Annotated in this window: 18 protein-coding genes; 7 read left to right on the top strand and 11 right to left on the bottom strand. The window is 40.8% G+C overall.

The features are described 5' to 3' along the window. Positions 1-120: 120 nt before the first annotated feature. From HED67_RS13465 to HED67_RS13440, 6 genes are all read right to left on the bottom strand, one after another. Entirely contained in the window at positions 121-597 is a 477-nt protein-coding gene (locus HED67_RS13465; RefSeq protein ID WP_221718612.1) for an XRE family transcriptional regulator, read from the bottom strand. Positions 598-649: 52 nt separating this feature from the next. After that, positions 650-2,227 carry a DUF4368 domain-containing protein gene (locus HED67_RS13460; RefSeq protein WP_246612237.1) on the bottom strand — a complete coding sequence of 526 codons (1,578 nt, stop codon included), beginning with the start codon at positions 2,225-2,227 and terminating at the stop codon, positions 650-652. Between the two features lie 144 nt (positions 2,228-2,371). Then, entirely contained in the window at positions 2,372-2,566 is a 195-nt protein-coding gene (locus HED67_RS13455; protein ID WP_002334813.1) for a hypothetical protein, read from the bottom strand. A 72-nt stretch (positions 2,567-2,638) separates the two neighbouring features. Continuing rightward, positions 2,639-3,583: a MobV family relaxase gene (gene mobV / locus HED67_RS13450; protein WP_087178788.1), complete on the bottom strand. Its 945-nt coding sequence runs from the start codon at positions 3,581-3,583 to the stop codon at positions 2,639-2,641. Between the two features lie 183 nt (positions 3,584-3,766). Then, on the bottom strand, positions 3,767-4,162 hold the full coding sequence (locus HED67_RS13445; RefSeq protein WP_008666017.1) for a replication initiator protein A: 396 nt from the start codon (positions 4,160-4,162) through the stop codon (positions 3,767-3,769). A gap of 111 nt (positions 4,163-4,273) precedes the next feature. Then, positions 4,274-4,687 (bottom strand): cysteine-rich VLP domain-containing protein, encoded by a 414-nt coding sequence (locus HED67_RS13440; protein WP_058722955.1) that lies wholly within the window; start codon positions 4,685-4,687, stop codon positions 4,274-4,276. A 374-nt stretch (positions 4,688-5,061) separates the two neighbouring features. Here HED67_RS13440 and HED67_RS13435 point away from each other — a divergent pair, with 374 nt between their 5' ends. The 5 genes from HED67_RS13435 to HED67_RS13415 all read left to right on the top strand — a co-directional run bounded on the left by HED67_RS13435 (position 5,062) and on the right by HED67_RS13415 (position 8,837). Then, positions 5,062-5,574, top strand: coding sequence for a GNAT family N-acetyltransferase (locus HED67_RS13435; RefSeq protein WP_087178789.1), 513 nt, complete (start codon positions 5,062-5,064; stop codon positions 5,572-5,574). Positions 5,575-5,608: 34 nt separating this feature from the next. Then, the gene (locus HED67_RS13430) at positions 5,609-6,409 is read left to right on the top strand and encodes a helix-turn-helix domain-containing protein (protein WP_087178790.1); all 801 of its coding nucleotides are present in this window, start codon (positions 5,609-5,611) and stop codon (positions 6,407-6,409) included. A gap of 39 nt (positions 6,410-6,448) precedes the next feature. Next, positions 6,449-7,018: a DNA-3-methyladenine glycosylase I gene (locus tag HED67_RS13425; RefSeq protein ID WP_005934810.1), complete on the top strand. Its 570-nt coding sequence runs from the start codon at positions 6,449-6,451 to the stop codon at positions 7,016-7,018. Positions 7,019-7,250: 232 nt separating this feature from the next. Then, positions 7,251-7,796: an AAA family ATPase gene (locus HED67_RS13420; protein ID WP_087178791.1), complete on the top strand. Its 546-nt coding sequence runs from the start codon at positions 7,251-7,253 to the stop codon at positions 7,794-7,796. Between the two features lie 174 nt (positions 7,797-7,970). Then, positions 7,971-8,837 carry an aminoglycoside 6-adenylyltransferase AadE gene (locus HED67_RS13415; RefSeq protein WP_001255868.1) on the top strand — a complete coding sequence of 289 codons (867 nt, stop codon included), beginning with the start codon at positions 7,971-7,973 and terminating at the stop codon, positions 8,835-8,837. A gap of 598 nt (positions 8,838-9,435) precedes the next feature. Here HED67_RS13415 and HED67_RS13410 read toward each other — a convergent pair. Next, the gene (locus HED67_RS13410; RefSeq protein ID WP_330656576.1) at positions 9,436-9,564 is read right to left on the bottom strand and encodes a helix-turn-helix transcriptional regulator; all 129 of its coding nucleotides are present in this window, start codon (positions 9,562-9,564) and stop codon (positions 9,436-9,438) included. 410 nt (positions 9,565-9,974) lie between these two features. On the opposite strand from HED67_RS13410, the gene istA reads away from it, so the two are divergent. Beyond that, complete coding sequence (istA, locus tag HED67_RS13405; RefSeq protein ID WP_221718611.1) at positions 9,975-11,513, top strand: IS21 family transposase; 1,539 nt, start codon at positions 9,975-9,977, stop codon at positions 11,511-11,513. A 6-nt stretch (positions 11,514-11,519) separates the two neighbouring features. Beyond that, the gene (gene istB, locus HED67_RS13400) at positions 11,520-12,296 is read left to right on the top strand and encodes an IS21-like element helper ATPase IstB (protein ID WP_221718610.1); all 777 of its coding nucleotides are present in this window, start codon (positions 11,520-11,522) and stop codon (positions 12,294-12,296) included. Between the two features lie 962 nt (positions 12,297-13,258). On the opposite strand, the gene HED67_RS13395 is transcribed toward istB, so the two are convergent. The 4 genes from HED67_RS13395 to HED67_RS13380 all read right to left on the bottom strand — a co-directional run bounded on the left by HED67_RS13395 (position 13,259) and on the right by HED67_RS13380 (position 18,833). Beyond that, positions 13,259-14,167, bottom strand: coding sequence for a DNA adenine methylase (locus HED67_RS13395; RefSeq protein WP_221718609.1), 909 nt, complete (start codon positions 14,165-14,167; stop codon positions 13,259-13,261). Continuing rightward, positions 14,151-15,800, bottom strand: a complete 1,650-nt coding sequence (locus HED67_RS13390; RefSeq protein WP_221718608.1) for a DUF262 domain-containing protein — start codon at positions 15,798-15,800, stop codon at positions 14,151-14,153. Before HED67_RS13390 ends, HED67_RS13395 begins: the two co-directional genes overlap by 17 nt. Positions 15,801-15,848: 48 nt before the next feature. Beyond that, positions 15,849-17,234, bottom strand: a complete 1,386-nt coding sequence (dcm, locus tag HED67_RS13385) for a DNA (cytosine-5-)-methyltransferase (protein WP_221718607.1) — start codon at positions 17,232-17,234, stop codon at positions 15,849-15,851. A 90-nt stretch (positions 17,235-17,324) separates the two neighbouring features. After that, entirely contained in the window at positions 17,325-18,833 is a 1,509-nt protein-coding gene (locus HED67_RS13380) for a Sau3AI family type II restriction endonuclease (RefSeq protein ID WP_221718606.1), read from the bottom strand. Positions 18,834-18,835: the final 2 nt, after the last annotated feature.

Here is an 18,835-nt window from a genome sequence, read left to right as displayed (position 1 = left end):
ATACATTTTTCTTCCAGACATAGAAATAACCCCTTTCATTAGACTTACATTTTTGTCTAACAAAAGGGGTTCACTTCAGTCTGCAAGTCAGGCGACTATCTTTGATATTCACAATATAATTTATAATCCGAAAAAATGTACTAGTGCCAGCTTAATCATAGCCGCTCCACAAAAAGCAACAACTGCAATTACAATCAGGCGAACTGGCTTCGGAAGATTTTCAATCATAAAAAACTTCCAGCTCCTGCTGCGCAGCTTACTCAAAGACCCGGTCGTATATGCTGCCATCATGATGACTGACACAGATACCAAAGTCTCGCAGTACCCAGTAAGTTTTTCTAACGCATCACTATAAATATACGCATCTGTTTCATGCAAAATCCAGTACAGAACTAATGCACAAACGCCCATGATGCTTTGAATTTTCATTTCCTTGAAAATCTTTTCTTTCTCTGTTGTTGCATAATCTGACATTGTCTTAGCAATTTTTCTTTCTTCTTCATTCATAATCTCGCTTTTCCTTTCTCCATTGATAATCTCAGGAATACTGATGTCATAGTAATCTGCAATATCTACAAGAATACTGATATCTGGCATATTGCTTCCCGTTTCCCTTAGTTAAAGATATTGTTGGGTATCTCAAGATGTGTCATTCGATTTTGCCGATAAAGCGGTAGAAGATTTCCACTTCCTGTTCCCGGCTTCCGTCCTCACTTTTGACCGCTTCATGGACAAGGATTTTTTCAATCAGCGTATTCAGAAGTTCAGCCGTCAATTCTGTGGGATTGACATACTGTTTCATCAGACCTATCCACTTTTCAGCGTCAACCGCTGTCTGGGCGGCGGCCTCCATCGCTTCGTGAAGCCGTTCAATTTTTGCGTCCAATTCTCGCTGTTCGCCCTGATACTTTTCGGACAGCATATTGAAATTGTATTCTGTAATGCGTCCGGCAGACCAGTCCTCATACATTTTTGCAAACAGGGTGTCTACTTCTGCTTTGCGCTTTTCCGCCTTTTTCAGTTCGGCTGTCTGCCGCTTCCTTGCAGTATTGCGTTCCTTGTCGCTGGCGTTAAGTAGCCGTTTCAGAAGTTTGTCCCCATCCTGCTGTGCCAGCACAGACCAGTATTGCAGACGGGAGAGGACATAGGCGTAAAGCACATCATAGCGGATATAGTGCATGGAGCATTGGCGTGTGCCCTGTCCATACTTGCTACAATGATAATGGGCATAGGGATTTTTGTTCTGGCTGTTCATACCATAGGCCAGCGACCAGCCGCAGTCCGCACATTTTACCAGCCCGGAAAATATCTGCGTTGTGCCATTCTTCTGCCGTCTGCGCCTGTTGCAAATCTGCTCCTGTACTTGACGGAACACATCTTCGGAAATAATCGCTTCGTGGGTGTTCTCCACACGATACCATTCCTCTTTTGGCTTGCGTACTTTCTTCTTGTTTTTGAATGAAATGTTGGTCTGCTTATTGTGGACGCTGTGTCCGATATAGGTTTCCTCTTTCAGAATACTTTTTACCTGCGCTATCGTCCACGCATAGGCTTTTTCCTCCGGCGCTCCGGCATAGATATTTGCGAAAGTGCCGTATCTCTGGAAATTCAGCCAGCCGGGAGTAGGTACTTTTTCTTCGACCAAAATCCGTGTAATGCTGGCGGCTCCCCGGCCATGAACGGCAAGGTCAAAAATCTTTTCGATAATCCACCTTGTTTCCGGGTCAATCAGAAGATGGCCTTTCTTATCTGGGTCTTTGACATAGCCAAGCGGAGCATAGGCTCCATAGTGTGCGCCATTTGCGAACCGTGTCCGCATGGCCGCCTTTACCTTTTTGCTGGTCTGGCGGGCGTGCATTTCATTCAGAATGTTGAGGAATGGGGCAAGCTCATTCTCTCCGTTGATGGTGTCCACATTGTCATTGACAGCGATATAGCGGACGCCTTTGCTGGGAAAGTAGATTTCCGTGTACTGGCCGGTCAGAATGTAGTTTCTGCCTAAGCGGGATAAATCCTTCGTAACAACGCAGTTGATTTTCCCGTCCTCAATGTCATCAATCATTCTCTGAAAATCCGGCCTGTCAAAGTTCGTTCCAGACCATCCATCGTCGATATATTCATCTATGACATTCAGGCCATGCTCGGCGGCATATTGCCGGAGCATCATGCGTTGTGTCTGAATACTCCCGCTTTCTCCTTGCAGTTCATCGTCCCGGCTCAATCTCATATAAAGCGCCGTGTTGTAAATCGTAGTATTGTAAGGTTGTTTCACCGTAAAAATCCTCCTTCTAAAGAAACAACCCACGCTTACAATACTTTTGCTCTATGGCAATTATATCATAAGCGTGGGCGTGTTATCAATGATGGGCTATCAGGTTGAAGCGGCTTTTTCTGCGGTATGCCGCACCACATCTACAATCAGATCACCGAGGGGCTTCCCGCCTGCGGCGAAGTGTTCGGAGATTTTTATACGGTTGTTCCCACATACAAAATACTGCGTGCCGTTCTCTGCTTGTATAACCTGCCCTGTTCGGGGTGTAAAAATATCGCTTTCACTTTTTGCCATCCAGTGTCCTCCATATTCAGTTTTCAAGGTACAATGCCGCACAAAGGCGGCGAAAATTTCTGCTTATATCTATCACCTTTCCTTTACCGTGTGCCGCTGCTGACGTTTCAGTTCCGCCAGTATATCCGGCGGGATACGGTCAACCAGCCGCTGTAAATTGTCCAGTTCGCTTTTCAGCTTTGCCCGTTCCATCGTATCTTTCATCTTTCCTTTTTCGCTGGCCTTTGCCCTTGCTTCCAACTTCTCATTCTCCGCCAGCAGGTCATTGATTGTGACCTTGTACTTTTTCAACTGCCCGGAGAAATTCTCCATCTGCGGGAACCACTTTTTCAGCATGGAGAGGGCTTCCTCTTTTTTCTTTCCGGCGTTCAGCGGGTTAATGCCGTCCAGTGTGGCTTCAATGGCTCTTGCCTGCCGGGAGAGGGAAACCGCCTGTTTGAAAAGCCGGGTGGGGATATGCTTCCGGCCTGTCCTGCTGGCGCTCTCCCCACGCTCCAAGTCAGGATATTTCTCCACCATATAGGCGTGAAAATCGTCCTGCCACTTCGTCAGGTTTGCCCGGTTGCCGATAATCTCCTTTGCACACAGGCGGTTGTCCTTTGTCAGCGGAACAAAGGTCAAATGCAGGTGGGGCGTTTTCTCGTCCATGTGTACCACCGCCGACACGATATTTTCCCGTCCTACACGGCCAATGAGGAACGCCGCCGCCCTTTGGAAGAACGCCTGTATCTCCTTTGGGGATTTCCCCTTGAAAAACTCCGGACTGGCGGTTATCAGCGTATCGACAAACCGGGTGCTGTCCTTGCGGGTTCGGCACCCGGCCTGCTCAATCCGGCTCTGAATGAAGTGGTAATAGCGTCCCTCCGGCTTGACGATATGGAAGTTATATTTACTACGGCTGGTGTCAATGTCGGGGTTGCTGGCGTATTGTTCTTTCTGCCGTTCGTGATGGGCTTCCAGCGGCCTTGCCGGATTACCCTTGTGCTTCTCAAACCGTAAAATTGCGTGTTGTGCCATTCTGCTCCTTTCCCCATTCCTTTCCTATCCGGGGTTTTCCACAGGGAAAATCCCGCCGGAATTATCTCTGATACGATAGGAATGGAATGGATATAAATCAATCATTTTAATCTTTGTATTTCTATATACCGTCCGGTTTTCGTACTTCTCAAGATTGATTTCCGTACTTCAAGGGTACGGTTTTCAGTCCTCCGGCGTACCAGAACGGGATTTCTTAAAGTCGGTGTTTGGAACCGCTTCATAGGATTTTGGGAAAATGCGGTTGGGTTTTCCACAGCCCTGCTTCTGGATCTCCACCAGTCCGGCGTATTGCAGTTCCCGCAGGGTATTCACCGCTTTCTGCCGCCCACAATGGAGCAGTGTGACCACTTCACAGATAGGGTAATACAGGAAAATCCGTCCGCAGTCATCTGCCCACCCATTCTTGCGGGATAACTCTGTCCGGCGCAGGATAAAGGCATACAGAACCTTTGCCTCGTTGGACAGAGGCTTGAATGTAGGGGCTTCAAAGAGGAAATTCGGGAGCCGGGTGAAGCTGAACGCCTTTTCCGGCTGATGGATATAGATGGTATTTGTCATAGTTCGTTTTGTGGACGGTTAGAAGCCCGTTTTCCGGGGCGGGCGATACTTTATACCACCAGCCCCGGTTTGGGGCTTGCAAAGCCTGATAAATCAAGGCTTTTTTCGCTCCTAACTGTCCACAGCAGACCTCCTTTTCCGTTCACTTTCTGTTTTCTGCCGCCTGTGAACTCTGGCGGCACAGCCGGGGCAGTATTTTGCCCGGTTGGATTTAGGGACGAACACGCCGCCGCAGACCGCACAGCGTTTCAAGTCCTTATCCCGGAAAATTTCCGCTTCCAGCGTCCCGTCCAGCGGCAAGACCGCCCAGCGGAACCACTTACAGCAGACCGAGAAAGAAATCGTCTGCGGGCAGGTGCAGGTGTCCCCATCATCAAGGACAATGCAGTTGCCGTCCTCACAGCAACAACACTCCCGGCGTATCAGGCTGGCCGCCTGTTTTCTCTGCGCCGGTGTCATGCGGTAAAGGGAACCGTCCGGCCTGCGTTCCAGCGGCGGCAAGTCTTTATAGGGGTTATCTCTCATGCGTTCCCTCCATTTTGCTTTCCGTTGCCGTTCCCCCCGAAAAGTTTTCCTGCCCCATTCCTGCGGCATGTTCCGGCGTTGGCACGCTCCCCATAACTTCGGGACAACTTGTCCCAAAGTGACCTCTGGACAAAGTGTCCAGAAGTCGGCTCCTTGCGGTGCTTCCCCAGCCGGGGCATCCTTTTTCGGACGGTCATTCTGTTTTCAAGGTGCTGTCCATCGATGAACTACCATAAGTCTACACCTAAATGACCGTCCGTCCCGTATATCCGAAAGGTAGGAAATCGGCTTAAAAAACAGGCTATTTCCACGCTCTTGGAATTGTGGTAAAATGATAAGTACGAAGAGACAAATCGGAAGTTGCGGAGGAAAATATGATTTGTAAAATAAGAAAATGGTTATTGTCAGATGCGGAAGATTTGACCGTGGCTATATCCAATAAAAAAGTTCAAGACAATCTTCGAGATGGCATACCATATCCTTATACAGTACAAGATGGAATAAATTTTATTTCTGCTATGCTTTCTGCTGATGAAAATGACACCTTTGCTTTTGCTATTACGGTAGATGAAAAAGCAATCGGCAGTATTGGCGTTTATCGTCAGGAAAATATACATAGACAAACTGCCGAGTTAGGATATTATATTGCAGAAGAATACTGGGGCAAAGGAATTATGACCGAAGCCATAAAACAAATTTGCCAACATGTTTTTCAAAAGAGTGATATTATTCGCATCTATGCAGAACCTTTTGCTTACAACATAGCATCGTGTAGGGCGCTTGAAAAAGCAGGTTTTCAATACGAAGGGACATTGAGAAACAATGCTGTAAAAAATGGAAAAGTTATTGATATGAAAATGTATTCCATACTGAATACGGAACTGTAACTTCCCATTTATCGGGCAGACAGGGAGGGGGAGCATGGAACTATCCATACAAGAACGATTGAAAGACCTGCGTGTGGAGCGCGGACTGACGCTGGAACAGCTTGCGGAGAAAACCCATCTCTCCAAGTCCGCTTTAGGCAGTTATGAGGGGGACAACTTCAAGGACATCAGCCACTATGCCCTTATTGAACTGGCAAAGTTCTATGAAGTGACTGTTGATTATCTGCTGGGCCGTTCTCAAACAAGAAATCACCCAAACGCCGATCTTGCAGACCTGCATTTGAGTGATGATATGATTGAACTATTGAAAAGCGGGCTGGTGGACAATTCCCTTTTGTGTGAACTGGCGACCCACCCGGATTTTCCCCGGCTCATGGCCGACCTTGAAATCTATGTGAACGGCGTGGCGGGAAAACAGGTACAGAGTGCAAACGCCATTGTGGACGCCGTGAGTGCAACGATTATGAAACAACACAATCCCGGCTTGACTGACCCGCAGTTAAGGCAGCTTATCGCCGCCCATATTGACGATGACAGCTTTTGCCGCTATGTGATACAGCAGGACATAAACAAGATAGCCCTCGACCTGCGGGAAGCCCATAAGGACGATTTTTTCAGTGTCTCAGAGGACAACCCACTGGAAGATTTCTTGCAGACCGCAGAGGAAACCACCAGAGAGGACAGCGACCCGGAGCAGGCGGCTATGGCATTTATCTGTAAGCGGCTCAAGCTGAACTATGGGAAGCTGTCAGAGGAAGAAAGAAAGTGGCTAAAAAGAATTGCACAAAAGTCGGACTTGCTGAAAAATCCAAAGCCGCAGCGGGGGAGAAAATAAGTGGGCGACAAAAACAAATTTTACAAAACGGAGGATACCATGAAGAAAGACGATAGAGAAAGATGTTCGTGGGCAACCACAGAACTCTATAAAGAATACCATGATGAGGAATGGGGAAAGCCCGTTCATGATGATAGAAAACTATTTGAAATGTTGGTTCTTGAAGGTATGCAAGCCGGATTATCATGGCTGACGATATTAAATAAAAGAGCTGCATTTAAGGAAGCCTTCAACGAGTTTGATTATCAAAAAATTGCTCTCTATGACGAAACTAAAATTGATGAGTTAATGCAAAATCCCAATATTGTTCGCAATAGATTAAAAATTAAGTCGACAATCACAAACGCACAGCAATTTATCAAAATCCAAGAAGAATACGGAAGTTTTGATAAGTTTATTTGGTCTTATGTTAAGAATAGACCGATTCATAATCATTTCAAATCGGAAGCGGACATTCCTGCAACAACGCCACTTTCAGATAGAATCAGTAAAGACTTAAAAAAACGAGGCTTTAAGTTTGTAGGCAGCACGATTATATATGCGTATATGCAGGCAATCGGAATTGTAAATGACCATGTGAAAGGTTGCTATTTGTATGTACCAGAATAATTCAATATTTCGGTACAATTTATCGAGAGATAGCAAAGCCAGCCGAGCCAGTCAACGGTCAAGATGAACGGCGCATAAATGCGCCGCCGTTGACAGTCCCGCCTGGCTTTGCTGATGGGTAGTCAAGGCGGAAAAGCCCTAAAATGGCTTCCCGCCCATTTCAATCTTGAGAGAAGAAACGCTGCAAAATCAGAAAGAGAGCGGTAAATCTGAATTGCGAGGGAGAATGTAGATGAATCAAGGAAGAATTATTGTGATTACAGGTTCGCCGGGAACAGGAAAGACAACAACTGCGTCGATTGTCGCAAAAGAATCGAACATGGATAAATCTGTGCATATGCACACAGACGACTTTTTTCATTATTTAAGCAAAGGAGCAATACCGCCGCATTTACCAGAGTCCAACGAACAAAATTTAGTTGTCATTGAAGCCTTTTTAGAAGCTGCAAAGCGCTATGCCCGCGGCGGATATGATGTAATTGTAGATGGAATTGTCGGGCCGTGGTTTTTAGAACCATGGAGAGCCCTTGTTCGAGAAGATTATGAAGTACACTATATTGTTTTAAGAGCCAGTAAAGAAGAAACTATGAAACGAGCTGTGGAACGTTCAAAATTAGACAGAAAAACAAATGTTGAATTAGTAGAAACAATGTGGGAGCAATTTTCCGGTTTGGGAGTATATGAATCAAATGTCATAGACACAACTACATTCACAATTAAAGATACGGTTTCCGCAATAAAAGAAAGAGTTGCATGTGGGACGTCTTTACTATCTTAGACATTCCCATTTGTCAGGAAGATAGCAAAGCCAGCCGAGCCAGTCAACGGTCAAGATGAACGGCGCATAAATGCGCCGCCGTTGACAGTCCCGCCCGTCTTTGCTGATGGGCAATCAAGGCGGGAAAGCCCTAAAATGGCTTCACACCTATTTCAATAATTGGAGGAGATAAAAATGAGATCAGAAAAGGAAGTTTATGATATTGTTTTGAATTTTGCAAAAACAGACAAACGCATTCGCATGGTTACTTTGGAAGGATCTAGAACAAATACAAATATTCCGCCTGATGATTTTCAGGATTTTGATATTACTTTTTTTGTTACGGATATGGACAGCTTCACAAGTGATGATAAATGGCTAGATATATTTGGTGAAAGGTTGATTCTGCAAAAGCCGGAAGATATGGAATTATTTCCAGCTGTAGAAAAGGGATTTTCATATTTAATGCTGTTTACTGATGATGTTAAGATAGATTTAACTTTGCTGCCGCTGGAACTGATAGACGAGTATTTTACATGGGATAAACTGGTAAAGTTACTGTTGGATAAAGACAACCGTATCGTAAAGCCGCCAATACCAACGGATATAGACTACCACTTGCAGAAGCCTACTCAAAGAATGTTTGACGATTGCTGTAATGAATTTTGGAATACTACAACATATGTAGTAAAGGGCTTATGCCGCAAAGAAATTCTTTTTGCTATTGACCATATGAATGATATAGTACGAAAAGAATTGCTTCGCATGATTTCCTGGCTGATTGGTATCAAACAGGGATTTCATTTCAGTTTGGGAAAAAACTATAAATTTATGAAGCAATATGTCCCAGAGGAATTGTGGGAACGACTTATGTCCACTTATAATATGGATTCCTATCCTCATATGTGGGAATCCTTTGAACAATGTATGGCATTGTTCCGGGAGGTTTCGTCAGAAGTGGCATGCCAGTTGGATTACCAGTATCCACTATATGATGAAAAAATCAGTAATTATGTGATTCGGCAAAAGAAAAAATATGGCATTGAAGATGATAACAAATAAAATTTTTTCAATCGAAAAAATTTATTTTGATTATTCAATTTTGAAAAACTGAATACCTCAAAATCAGAAAGAGCGCGGACAAGCACTTTGAGGGATTGGCCGCCTTGTCCACCCATCCAGCGGGGCGGCGGGCGGCGGTCAAGGCCGGGTGTAACCCCGTTCATTTCAGCCTTGACGGTTGCCCGCTGTCCTGCTACTTTTCCGGGAGTGTGGCCACAACTTCGGGACACTTTGTCCACAAGTCGGAGCGTAGGACGAGGGACGGGGGCTTTCATATACGCCCAGTCTGCTGTTGAAACCAGACCTGTGCTTACGGCTCTACGCCACGCAAGCACAGCCCTGTTTTCCTGCCGCTTCAAATGCCCTTGCCCTCCCCGGCGGCAACGGCATTTTCACGGCAACGCCAGCAGAGCGTATAACACACTACACTTTGCTTCGCAAAGTCGTGTGCCAAATGGGGGCGTTGCCCCCTTTGGAAACCCCCACAAGAAAAGGCGGTACGCTACCCCTCCACGGGGCGCATACCGCCTTTTCTTGTTATCCAGCCCTCCGGCTGTATCGGTTGAGCAAAAGTCAGCGTGGGATTGATGTGGTATCTTTATCTAAGTGATATCCCGGTTTCCCATCTGGATACTGTTCTGGCAGAAACATTTAACGTTTCCGCCAGCTGCGCCTGTGTAATACCTTTTTCTTTACGCAGCTCTTTTAAAAAATTTCCGATCTTCATTTGATCCACATCAAATCCTCCTTCCATCACCAATTATAGAATCTGTTGTATTCGAACAACACGACACAAAGCGAGACATGCCGTATTTTCGTTAATAGACACAGTTGTCCAAGTGCACTTTCTTTGAAATTTTTCAATTAAACCAATTAGAAGTTACTTTTTTCTGTTTTTCAAACCATATCAACAGCAATAATCAAGAACATGATGCTTGTTTTGCATCTGTCAAAAGTATTTTACATACCGTGTGAATAATCCGGGGTGAAATCCATCACCTGTCCGGCGTATGGAAATCAATATTCCGTTTTTTACGGAATCACGATTCCGGCAAAAAGGGAATCGTATTTTTCCTAAAACCTTATAATGATGTTATGCACTTTATAGTGTAAATTCATTATGAGGAGGTCACGATTATGACCAAATATCGAGAAATCATCCGGCTTACTGGGTTGGGATTCTCACAACGCAACATCATGGCAAGCTGTGGTGTTTCACAAAAAACTGTTGTCAAAGTTCAAAAACGTGCCAGAGAATTAAATATCTCTTGGCCTCTTGATGAATCAATGACCGACACAGAGCTTCAAAGGCTCATGTTCTCTAAAGAGAGCAAGGTATCTGCCAACAAGCGGATGCCGGATTATGATTACATCCGTAAGGAGCTGCTTCGCAACGGCGTAAGCAAAAAACTCCTATGGACGGAATACATGGAGGATTGCCGTGCCAATGGTGAAGAACCACTCATGTATTCACAGTTCTGCTATCACATCCAACAGAATGAGCAGAAGCATCGTGCTACCATGCATATCAACCGTAAACCCGGTGAACAGGTTGAAGTTGACTGGGCAGGTGATCCTGCAACAATCCTTGATCCTGATACCGGCGAAATCATCAAGGCATACGTATTTGTTGGTGTAATGACTTACAGCCAGTATGCATACGTGGAAGCATTTCTGGACATGAAACAGAAGTCATGGATCAATGCACATGTCCATATGTACGAATATTTTGGCGGTGTCGCCAGAATTCTCGTACCGGATAACTGCAAAACTGCAGTTGTTCATAATGGCGGATGGAAAAACCAGCAGATCAATGAGACCTATCAGGAACTGGTTGAGCATTATGGCACTGCTATTATTCCGGCGCGTGTCAGGGCTCCCAAGGATAAGCCGAATGCTGAAGGGACGGTAGGAAATATCTCTACCTGGATTACAGCAGCACTTCGGGATGAACAGTTCTTCTCCCTTGTCGAATTAAATCTTGCAATCAGAGACAAGCTCGAACTGTTCAACCAAAGGCTCTTTCAAAAGAAAGAGGGTAGTCGGCGAAGCTTATTTCTTGAGGAAGAAAAACCATTGCTGGCACCATTACCTTCTACCCGTTTTGAACTGAGCGACTGGAAGACAGCCACCGTCCAGTTCAATTATCACATATCTGTGGATGGAATGCTATACTCAGTTCCTTATGAATACATCAAAAAGAAAGTGGATGTAAAGGTAACAGATACCACTATTGAAATTTTCTACAACCATAACCGCATTGCTTCCCACCGTCGTCTGAAAGGACGCCCTGGGCAGTACAGCACGGTCACGGAACATATGCCGGAAGACCACCAGAAATATCTGGAATGGAACGGCGACCGGTTCCGCAAATGGGCTGAGCGGATTGGCATAAATACGTACACTGTGGTCAATGCAATACTGACTTCCAAACGTGGGGAACAACAGACCTACCGAAGTTGTATGGGGCTTCTGAAGCTTGCTGAGAAATACTCAGATGCATTGCTTGAAGTGGCCTGTAAAAAGGCATTGTCCTATACATCTTCGCCCAGTTACAAGAGTATTAAAAACATCCTTGTAACCGGTTCTGTGAAACAGAAACCAGAAACTACTGAATCCAAAACCACACATAAAACACACGGCATCACAAGAGGTGCCGATTACTATCGGAGGTAAACACATATGACAAATCAGAGTACAATCGATAAATTAATTGAAATGCGCCTTACCACTATGGCAGATGCTTTCCGCAACCAGCTGGCTGATCCTAAATTTAGAGAAGTACCATTTGAGGATCGCTTTGGTATGCTGGTAGACATTGAATACAGCAATCGGAAAAACAACCGTCTGAAACGACTGATCCATAATGCTGGATTCGACCAGCCGGAAGCAAATATCATAGATATCAATTACACTTCCGGGCGCAAGCTTAACAAGGATCTCATTAACCGACTTGCAACTTGCGAATATATATCTGAACACCGAAATCTTTTTATCACCGGCGCTACAGGCTGTGGTAAAACATACATGGCCTGTGCCTTTGGCATGGAGGCTTGTAAGCAGTATTTCAATACCAAGTATGTCCGGCTCCCTGATCTGCTTATTGATCTGGAGACAGCACGGACAGATGGTAACTACAAAAAAGTCATGGCGAAGTATGCCAATCCAGTTGTTCTGATCCTGGATGAGTGGCTTCTATTGAAACCAACGAATTCAGAACAAAGGGACATCTTCGAACTACTTCATAGGAGACGTAAGAAATCTTCAACGATTTTCTGTTCTCAGTATGCATTCGAGGAATGGTATGAGCAGCTCGGTGGTGGTGACAGTCCTCTGGCAGATGCAATCATTGACCGTATTGCCCACGACAGCTATCGAATAAATATCACAAGCATTGATGCTGAACATGATAGATCAATGCGTGAGGTATATGGTTTGGATAAAGCACTACGCGAGTAAACTCACATAATTACATAGGTGATTTCCACTTCCGGACATCTGATTCCCAAATTTCCGGAAGTGCGATTTCATCGCACAAGAATATTCACCGTGAAATACCGATTTTTCTCTTACATTCTATCATATTCTACCCCAAAACTCTATTCTTAGATTATCAAAGAGCAGCCTTACGACCACTCTTTTCTACTCACATATACACAATCTCTTTCAGAAATTGTTTTCGCAGCATTCCATATTTACCATATGTCGGTTCTTCCTCATTCTGAGATGTGAATACGTTTACTGTATTTTTATATCTGTACGGCTTTCGTAAAGTGATAATATCATGTATTTATATTAATGTTAGTATTTCGTGATGGTCTGAATGGTGCATTAGACGCAAGCCGAGTAAAAACTTATTTAAAAAATTCTATGTATCCACTAATGTACCTGTTTGGCAAGAATAGCATGCCTGATGTGGATAATCTGCTCACTTCTTTCTATCAGCTTGACGATGAAGCTCGACAAGAAGTTAACATTATTTTTCCATAAAACAAACGATAATTTTATCCTCAATATAACAGAAAAACCCCGGAAACCTTACGGTTCCGGGGTATCTTACGTTTGGACACAGAGTGTACTCCTGACACTCATTTATATACGATATGCGCGTTATACTCGCAATGCACAACTTCGATTCCGTTACGCTTCATCTCAGTCGAGGCATTCGCCTCATAAATCCACCGAACAATGCCCTGGTGAGAGTGAACTCCCACCAGTCATCATTCGTTGGATTTGCATTGCTCATTGTTTAGCGAATATTATTCGATGATTGTAGCAACACGACCTTAACCTACAGTACGGCCACCTTCACGATATCAGACCGGTGTATTGCGGTGTGCAAATGGTGTTTTTCCGTGTGATTTGTGGGGGAAAATCCGAATTTTCCGCTGTGTCCGTGTGGTTTTTGGAGATTTTTGTTATCATGGTGTTATCATTGAATTTTCATCAACCTCATAGTTAACAAAGGCTACTTCTTTCGACTTCATTTTTTTTGTAGGATTTACTTTTCTAACTATTTCTTCTATTTTAACCTTATTAAAATTCACATGTTCTTTATACAACTGTTCTACGTTCTTTGTTTCAGCCATAGATATCATTACTGAAATATCCTCCTTGCTACATTTTTCATCCATATATTCTATAAATCTTTCATGTTCAAATCCATTTTGAGTATATAGAATATGTTTTTGAGATGATTCTGTTTCCGGCATATATGGGGGATCACAATACATAAATATAGATTTTTTCTTTTCTTTCTCCAAAATCATATCTATGAATAAATTATAGTCCATACAAAAAAATTCCACATTTTGAATTTTCTTAGAAATCTCTTCCATTTTTTCTTTATTACAAACTATCTTATCTCGTTTACCACATGGAACGTTGAATTTGCCCTTAGAATTAACTCTATAAACTCCGTTATATCCAGCTTTCATTAAAAACCAAAATAAGGCAGAACGTGTCACACAACGAATTTGGTTTTTATTAAAACTATCCCTTTTTTTATAAAAATACTCCCATTTTTCTTCATCATTTGAAAAACTATTATACTCACGGCATAATATTTCAATTCTTCTAATCAATTGAGCAGAATCATTTTTTAATGTATTATAAAATAATATCAAATTATTATTTATATCATTAACATAATATTTTCTGTACATTTGATTTTCTAATACGTTTAGCAATACAATCCCCGACCCCAAAAAAGGTTCTATATATACATCTTTGTCTGTTTCAAAAGCATGTAACATTTCATTTAATAATTTCTTTTTTGAACCGGCCCACCGTATTGGTGCATTAATAACCTTACTATCTATTTTTTTCATTTCTCAATCCTTCGAACAATTGCCAAAATTCCTCTGCTATTTTATTCGTTCGTTCTTTAATAATTTCTCTGTAGTTATCTTCCGTAACACCTTGATCTAAAAACTTCTTAATTGAGACATTAACCATTGCATCTTCTTTATACATCTGTAACTTCTTATCAATCTCTTTATCCTTATATCTATCTTTAACTACTGGTAATATATTTCCAATTTCATAAACCAATTCATCATCCTGGTTCTTTTCACATATTATATGCTCCGCTTTTAAATCAACAGCATAATATCCATCCACCATCTGTATAATGAATTTGGCAATTTTTAAATCTCTATTGTTTTTATTTTTTCCACTACATTTTAAACTTTTTATTCCAGATATCATATGCTCTTTAGTAACTTCATTGATTTTCAAATCATTTACTAAATCAGATATCATTGCATCTATTTTTTTCTGATTAGAGTATAATTCTATCGCAGCTGTTTCAAATCTATTTGTATATGTAGAAGGACTCACTCGATGTACTGTATTATGTATCTGAAAAAGCAAAACCAATTTCAAGAACTTAATAATATCCAAATAGTTTTTACTAAATAAATTCTTTTTTTCTTTTGATGGAATATATAATAAGGCAACCATTACAACATCAAACTGTTCAAATTTAACTTGACCATACATCTTCCATATTTGATCCAACATATCAATAGATATTTCTGCCTCATGACCTATATATGTTTTTAATCTCAATAAATCATGATTCTTAACAGCAGAATAAACGCGAAATAGACTGGCATTTTCATCACCAGCCATAAATCCAAACACACTACTCGCTGTTTCCTCATTACTTATTTCGCCCAACAAATAATTAAGTGATTCTTTTGCTGTTTGTTTTTTCTTCGTCAACGATTTAAACAAACTAATATTTTGTAAATATTTTCCATGATATTTATCACCGATGTCATCTAACATCTCATACCATTCTTCCTTATATTGATCTGAATTTTCTCCTTCAATCAAATATTTGAATAAATGACTTTTTATAATTTCAATTTCTTCAAGCGGCTTTCCTTTTGTATTCAAGTTAACAAACATCTCATGTGCACGTTTTTCTCCATTCAAAAACTTAATTTCTACTATTTTAGCCTTAAGAAGATTTTTTCTAAGCGTCTCAAGTTGATTTTCTTCATATTTTTTCAATATAGAAGCAATATCTTTATATCTAGCAACCTCATTATATTTTTTCATTGTACTAGCTATATTATCGTCTAAAATAGAACTCATTACCGATACACCTGAATCTTCTATTCTCTTTTCTATATTGATTTTTAAATTTCCATTATCTAACACATATTCTAATGTGTTCATTCCCGCAACATGATGCAGTGCAATCAAAATCAAAAAAATACTTATAATCCGCTGTTGACCATCAATAATTTCTTTTTCATCATTTTGTGAGGTATTTACAATGACGTTCCCTATATAATATCCTTCTTCCTTACTTACATCCTCTAATAATTGTACTATATTTTTCTTTTCCCAAGCATAACTTCTCTGATAACGTGGTATAAGAAACGTTTTACTCTCTGCAAAATAATCTTCTATAGAATAATCTTTAGCACTCAAATCATTAACTTTCATCTTCTCTTCAGTTCCTCCTGAGCTATGCACTACCAAACAATCATCGCTCTATTCTTCAGTAAATATGTTATCCAACGTCTTCTCCATATCTGCCACCAGATTAACCACCAACGCATTTCCCATCATAAATCTACGTTTTCTCAATGGCATCTCCACTGTTTCTCCCTTAACCAAACAATACTTTGTATGATTTGTAGGAAATCCCTGGATTCGTTCTGCTTCTGTTGCAGTAAGTAATCTCACTCTTCCAGTCATCTTATCTTTCACAATATGAGTTGTTCTGCTGAACCCACCTTCAGATGTAAGCATTGTACGTGCCGGTTTATCTTCCTGATCAATCATAGAAATAGCACCTTCTGAGAATACATATTCATGACCTGTTGAACTTGTACGTAACAATTTTTTTGCACCTTTCAGATACTGCCAGGTCTGTCTATCTTCCTTTGGAAGACGCTGCTCTGTTTCATCACTGTGTGTAACCGTTGGATCTGTATAATATAACTTTTCTGCCGGAATAAAATACTGTTCTTCTACTTGTCCTGTTTCCATAACATCGCCAAGAGTTATCTGCTTTCCATGATAATTCGGAACAGTCTTCATTGTATATATTATTCCGTCTTTCATTATTCCAGAATTCTCAAATGCACATTGGAATGTTTCAGATACTTCACCCACTTCTATCGGAAGTTCTTTAATTTTAATCTTAGTAGATTCTGCTTTATTTACCAAAAATGTTTCTGCAAAAAAACCTTCTTTTAAGACTACCTTTTCCATGCATTCTTGTTTATGTTCCTCTTCCAATGTATCTGTATATCCAATTGTATTTAGAATTCTTTCTGCATATTTCGTATTATTTTTGTAAGCAAAAATAAATGTTCTACGACGTCTCTGCTGATACCCATATTCCGCAGCATTTATCACACGCCATTCCACTGTATATCCTTCATCACGAAAACATGCAAGAATCACACCAAAATCTCTACCTCTTTGTTTTGCAGGAGATTTTAATAATCTATCAACATTTTCTAATAATACGAATGGTGGTTTCTTTGCTTCTAAAGTCTCACGTATTGACCACCATAAAATTCCTTTTTTTCCTTCAAGTCCTTTAGAAGTAGCTAATGAAGATGCTACTGAATAGTCCTGGCACGGAAATCCGCCGACTAATAGGTTAAAATCAGGCAGTGTTGTTTTATCTACATCTTCAATATTATAATTCGTAGTATCTTTACCATTATTATCTAATCGTGTTCCAAACCGATATACATAACAGTCATGTGCGTACTGTGTATTCTTCTCTGCCGGCTCCCATTGACTAAACCAAACTGTATCCCATTTTTCTTCTTTACCGTAATCCTCTGTTGTTTTTATATTATTAAGTCCACATCTAAAACCACCTACGCCGGCAAACAATTCGCAAACTGTTTTCTTCACTTTATATTACCTCTTCTTTTATTATTCGAACGATCGTTCTTAAATATAATAACCTATTTTTATATTCTTGTAAAGATCCTTTTCTATTTTTTAGTATGATTTTATAAAATCTTTAATCTGCTGTTTCATATATTTCTTATTGAACCAAAAGCACTGTTTGGTCATGTATTCTCCAGTAGGTATCGGAGTATCTTTCAATTCCGCTGGAATTTCTTTTAAAGTGATAACCTCTGCAGGATTTTTTAATTTTACTGAATTTGCATTTTCACAAAAATATTCGCTCTCTCCTGCCTTATTTCTTACATGGGCCACTTTATTAAAGCTACTCTTTGGGAAGTTATTTTCATACACAAAAATTAACCTTCCTGCTTTATCGTGTGATAATTTCTGTTGTAACTTTATTCCATTTTTAATAACTTTTCTTGCTTCTTTCCACACGTCCTTTACTTTATTCACATCTTTTTTCGGAATATACCATATAAGCGCATTGTTCAAGATTTCTTGTCCCTCTGCATTCTTTGAAAATATTACAAGCAAAAACTTCGAATCTACCATCTCATCATAAACAATGGATTCTGTCCAGTTCTTTTCTTTCAGTAATCCGTCAAAATCAAACGCCGAAAATGACATATCCTGCGTTGGTGTTCCTTTTTCGCCAACTGTAATGGTTCTTAATCTATAATTAGCTTTTTGGAATTCATCCGTTTCTTCTAAATCATTTTCACTCTTGTATATCTGCTTAACAATATCGTTCTTTTCACTATATCCGTTACGATAATTAGGGAATTCTTTTTTCAATGATTCAACTGTTCTTCCAAAATATGGTTTCAAAGTTTCAATCAGAATATCGTCAAATTCTTTTTCCTTTGGCAATACCGTACCTGGCAAAATATAAGATATTTCCTCTGGGGTAAGCATTCTCTCATTAAACAATTTTGTCATATACGACTTTTTAAATGAATACGCTCTTGGTTTTGCTTTCGGATATTTGTCATTATATTTTACTTTCTCATCTCCGCCACTACCCTTTCTAGCCGGACTGAGATACATAAAGTCTCGTTCTGACAATTCATGTGCCTTTCCCGCTTTTACATAATGTGCGATTTTTTCCCAATCATGTTGGATAATCATCTGATCTCTTTCTGGTAATTCTTCCAGAAGAATCTCGTCTACTTTCTCTACACTGAACTTTTCACGTTTTACACCTTTGATATACTGATAATACATGACCAGCAGATGATGATTTTTTGTCCAAAATCTGCTCCCTTCATACTCGTTCCAATTTTCGTCTCTATAGTTGATTTTTCCAAGTGATAATCTTTCTTTTGCTCTATATCCCCTACTATTGATTAAAAATGGAGTTACTTTCAATTCAATGTCCGCATCTTTAAAATCTGGTTCAGCTTCTTCATTGCACGCATAATTAAACCAGCCTTCTTCATAGGCTTGCCCAATGTCTCCCTTTCCATGCTTCTCTTTTAATCCATTTTCTTGTTGAAATTTCTGAGCTAATTCAAAAATTTCTTTAAATGAATGTCCTATCGCTTCTTCCGCTCTCTGTTTTACTTCCTCTGAAGTTTTATATTCTTTATTACTCATTA

Source organism: Pseudocoprococcus catus (genome assembly GCF_019734885.1).
In the GTDB taxonomy this organism is placed as follows: Bacteria; Bacillota; Clostridia; order Lachnospirales; family Lachnospiraceae; genus Coprococcus_A; species Coprococcus_A catus.
The sequence above is the reverse complement of the archived record's forward strand: the minus strand, read 5'-3'. Positions and strand labels throughout refer to the sequence as shown.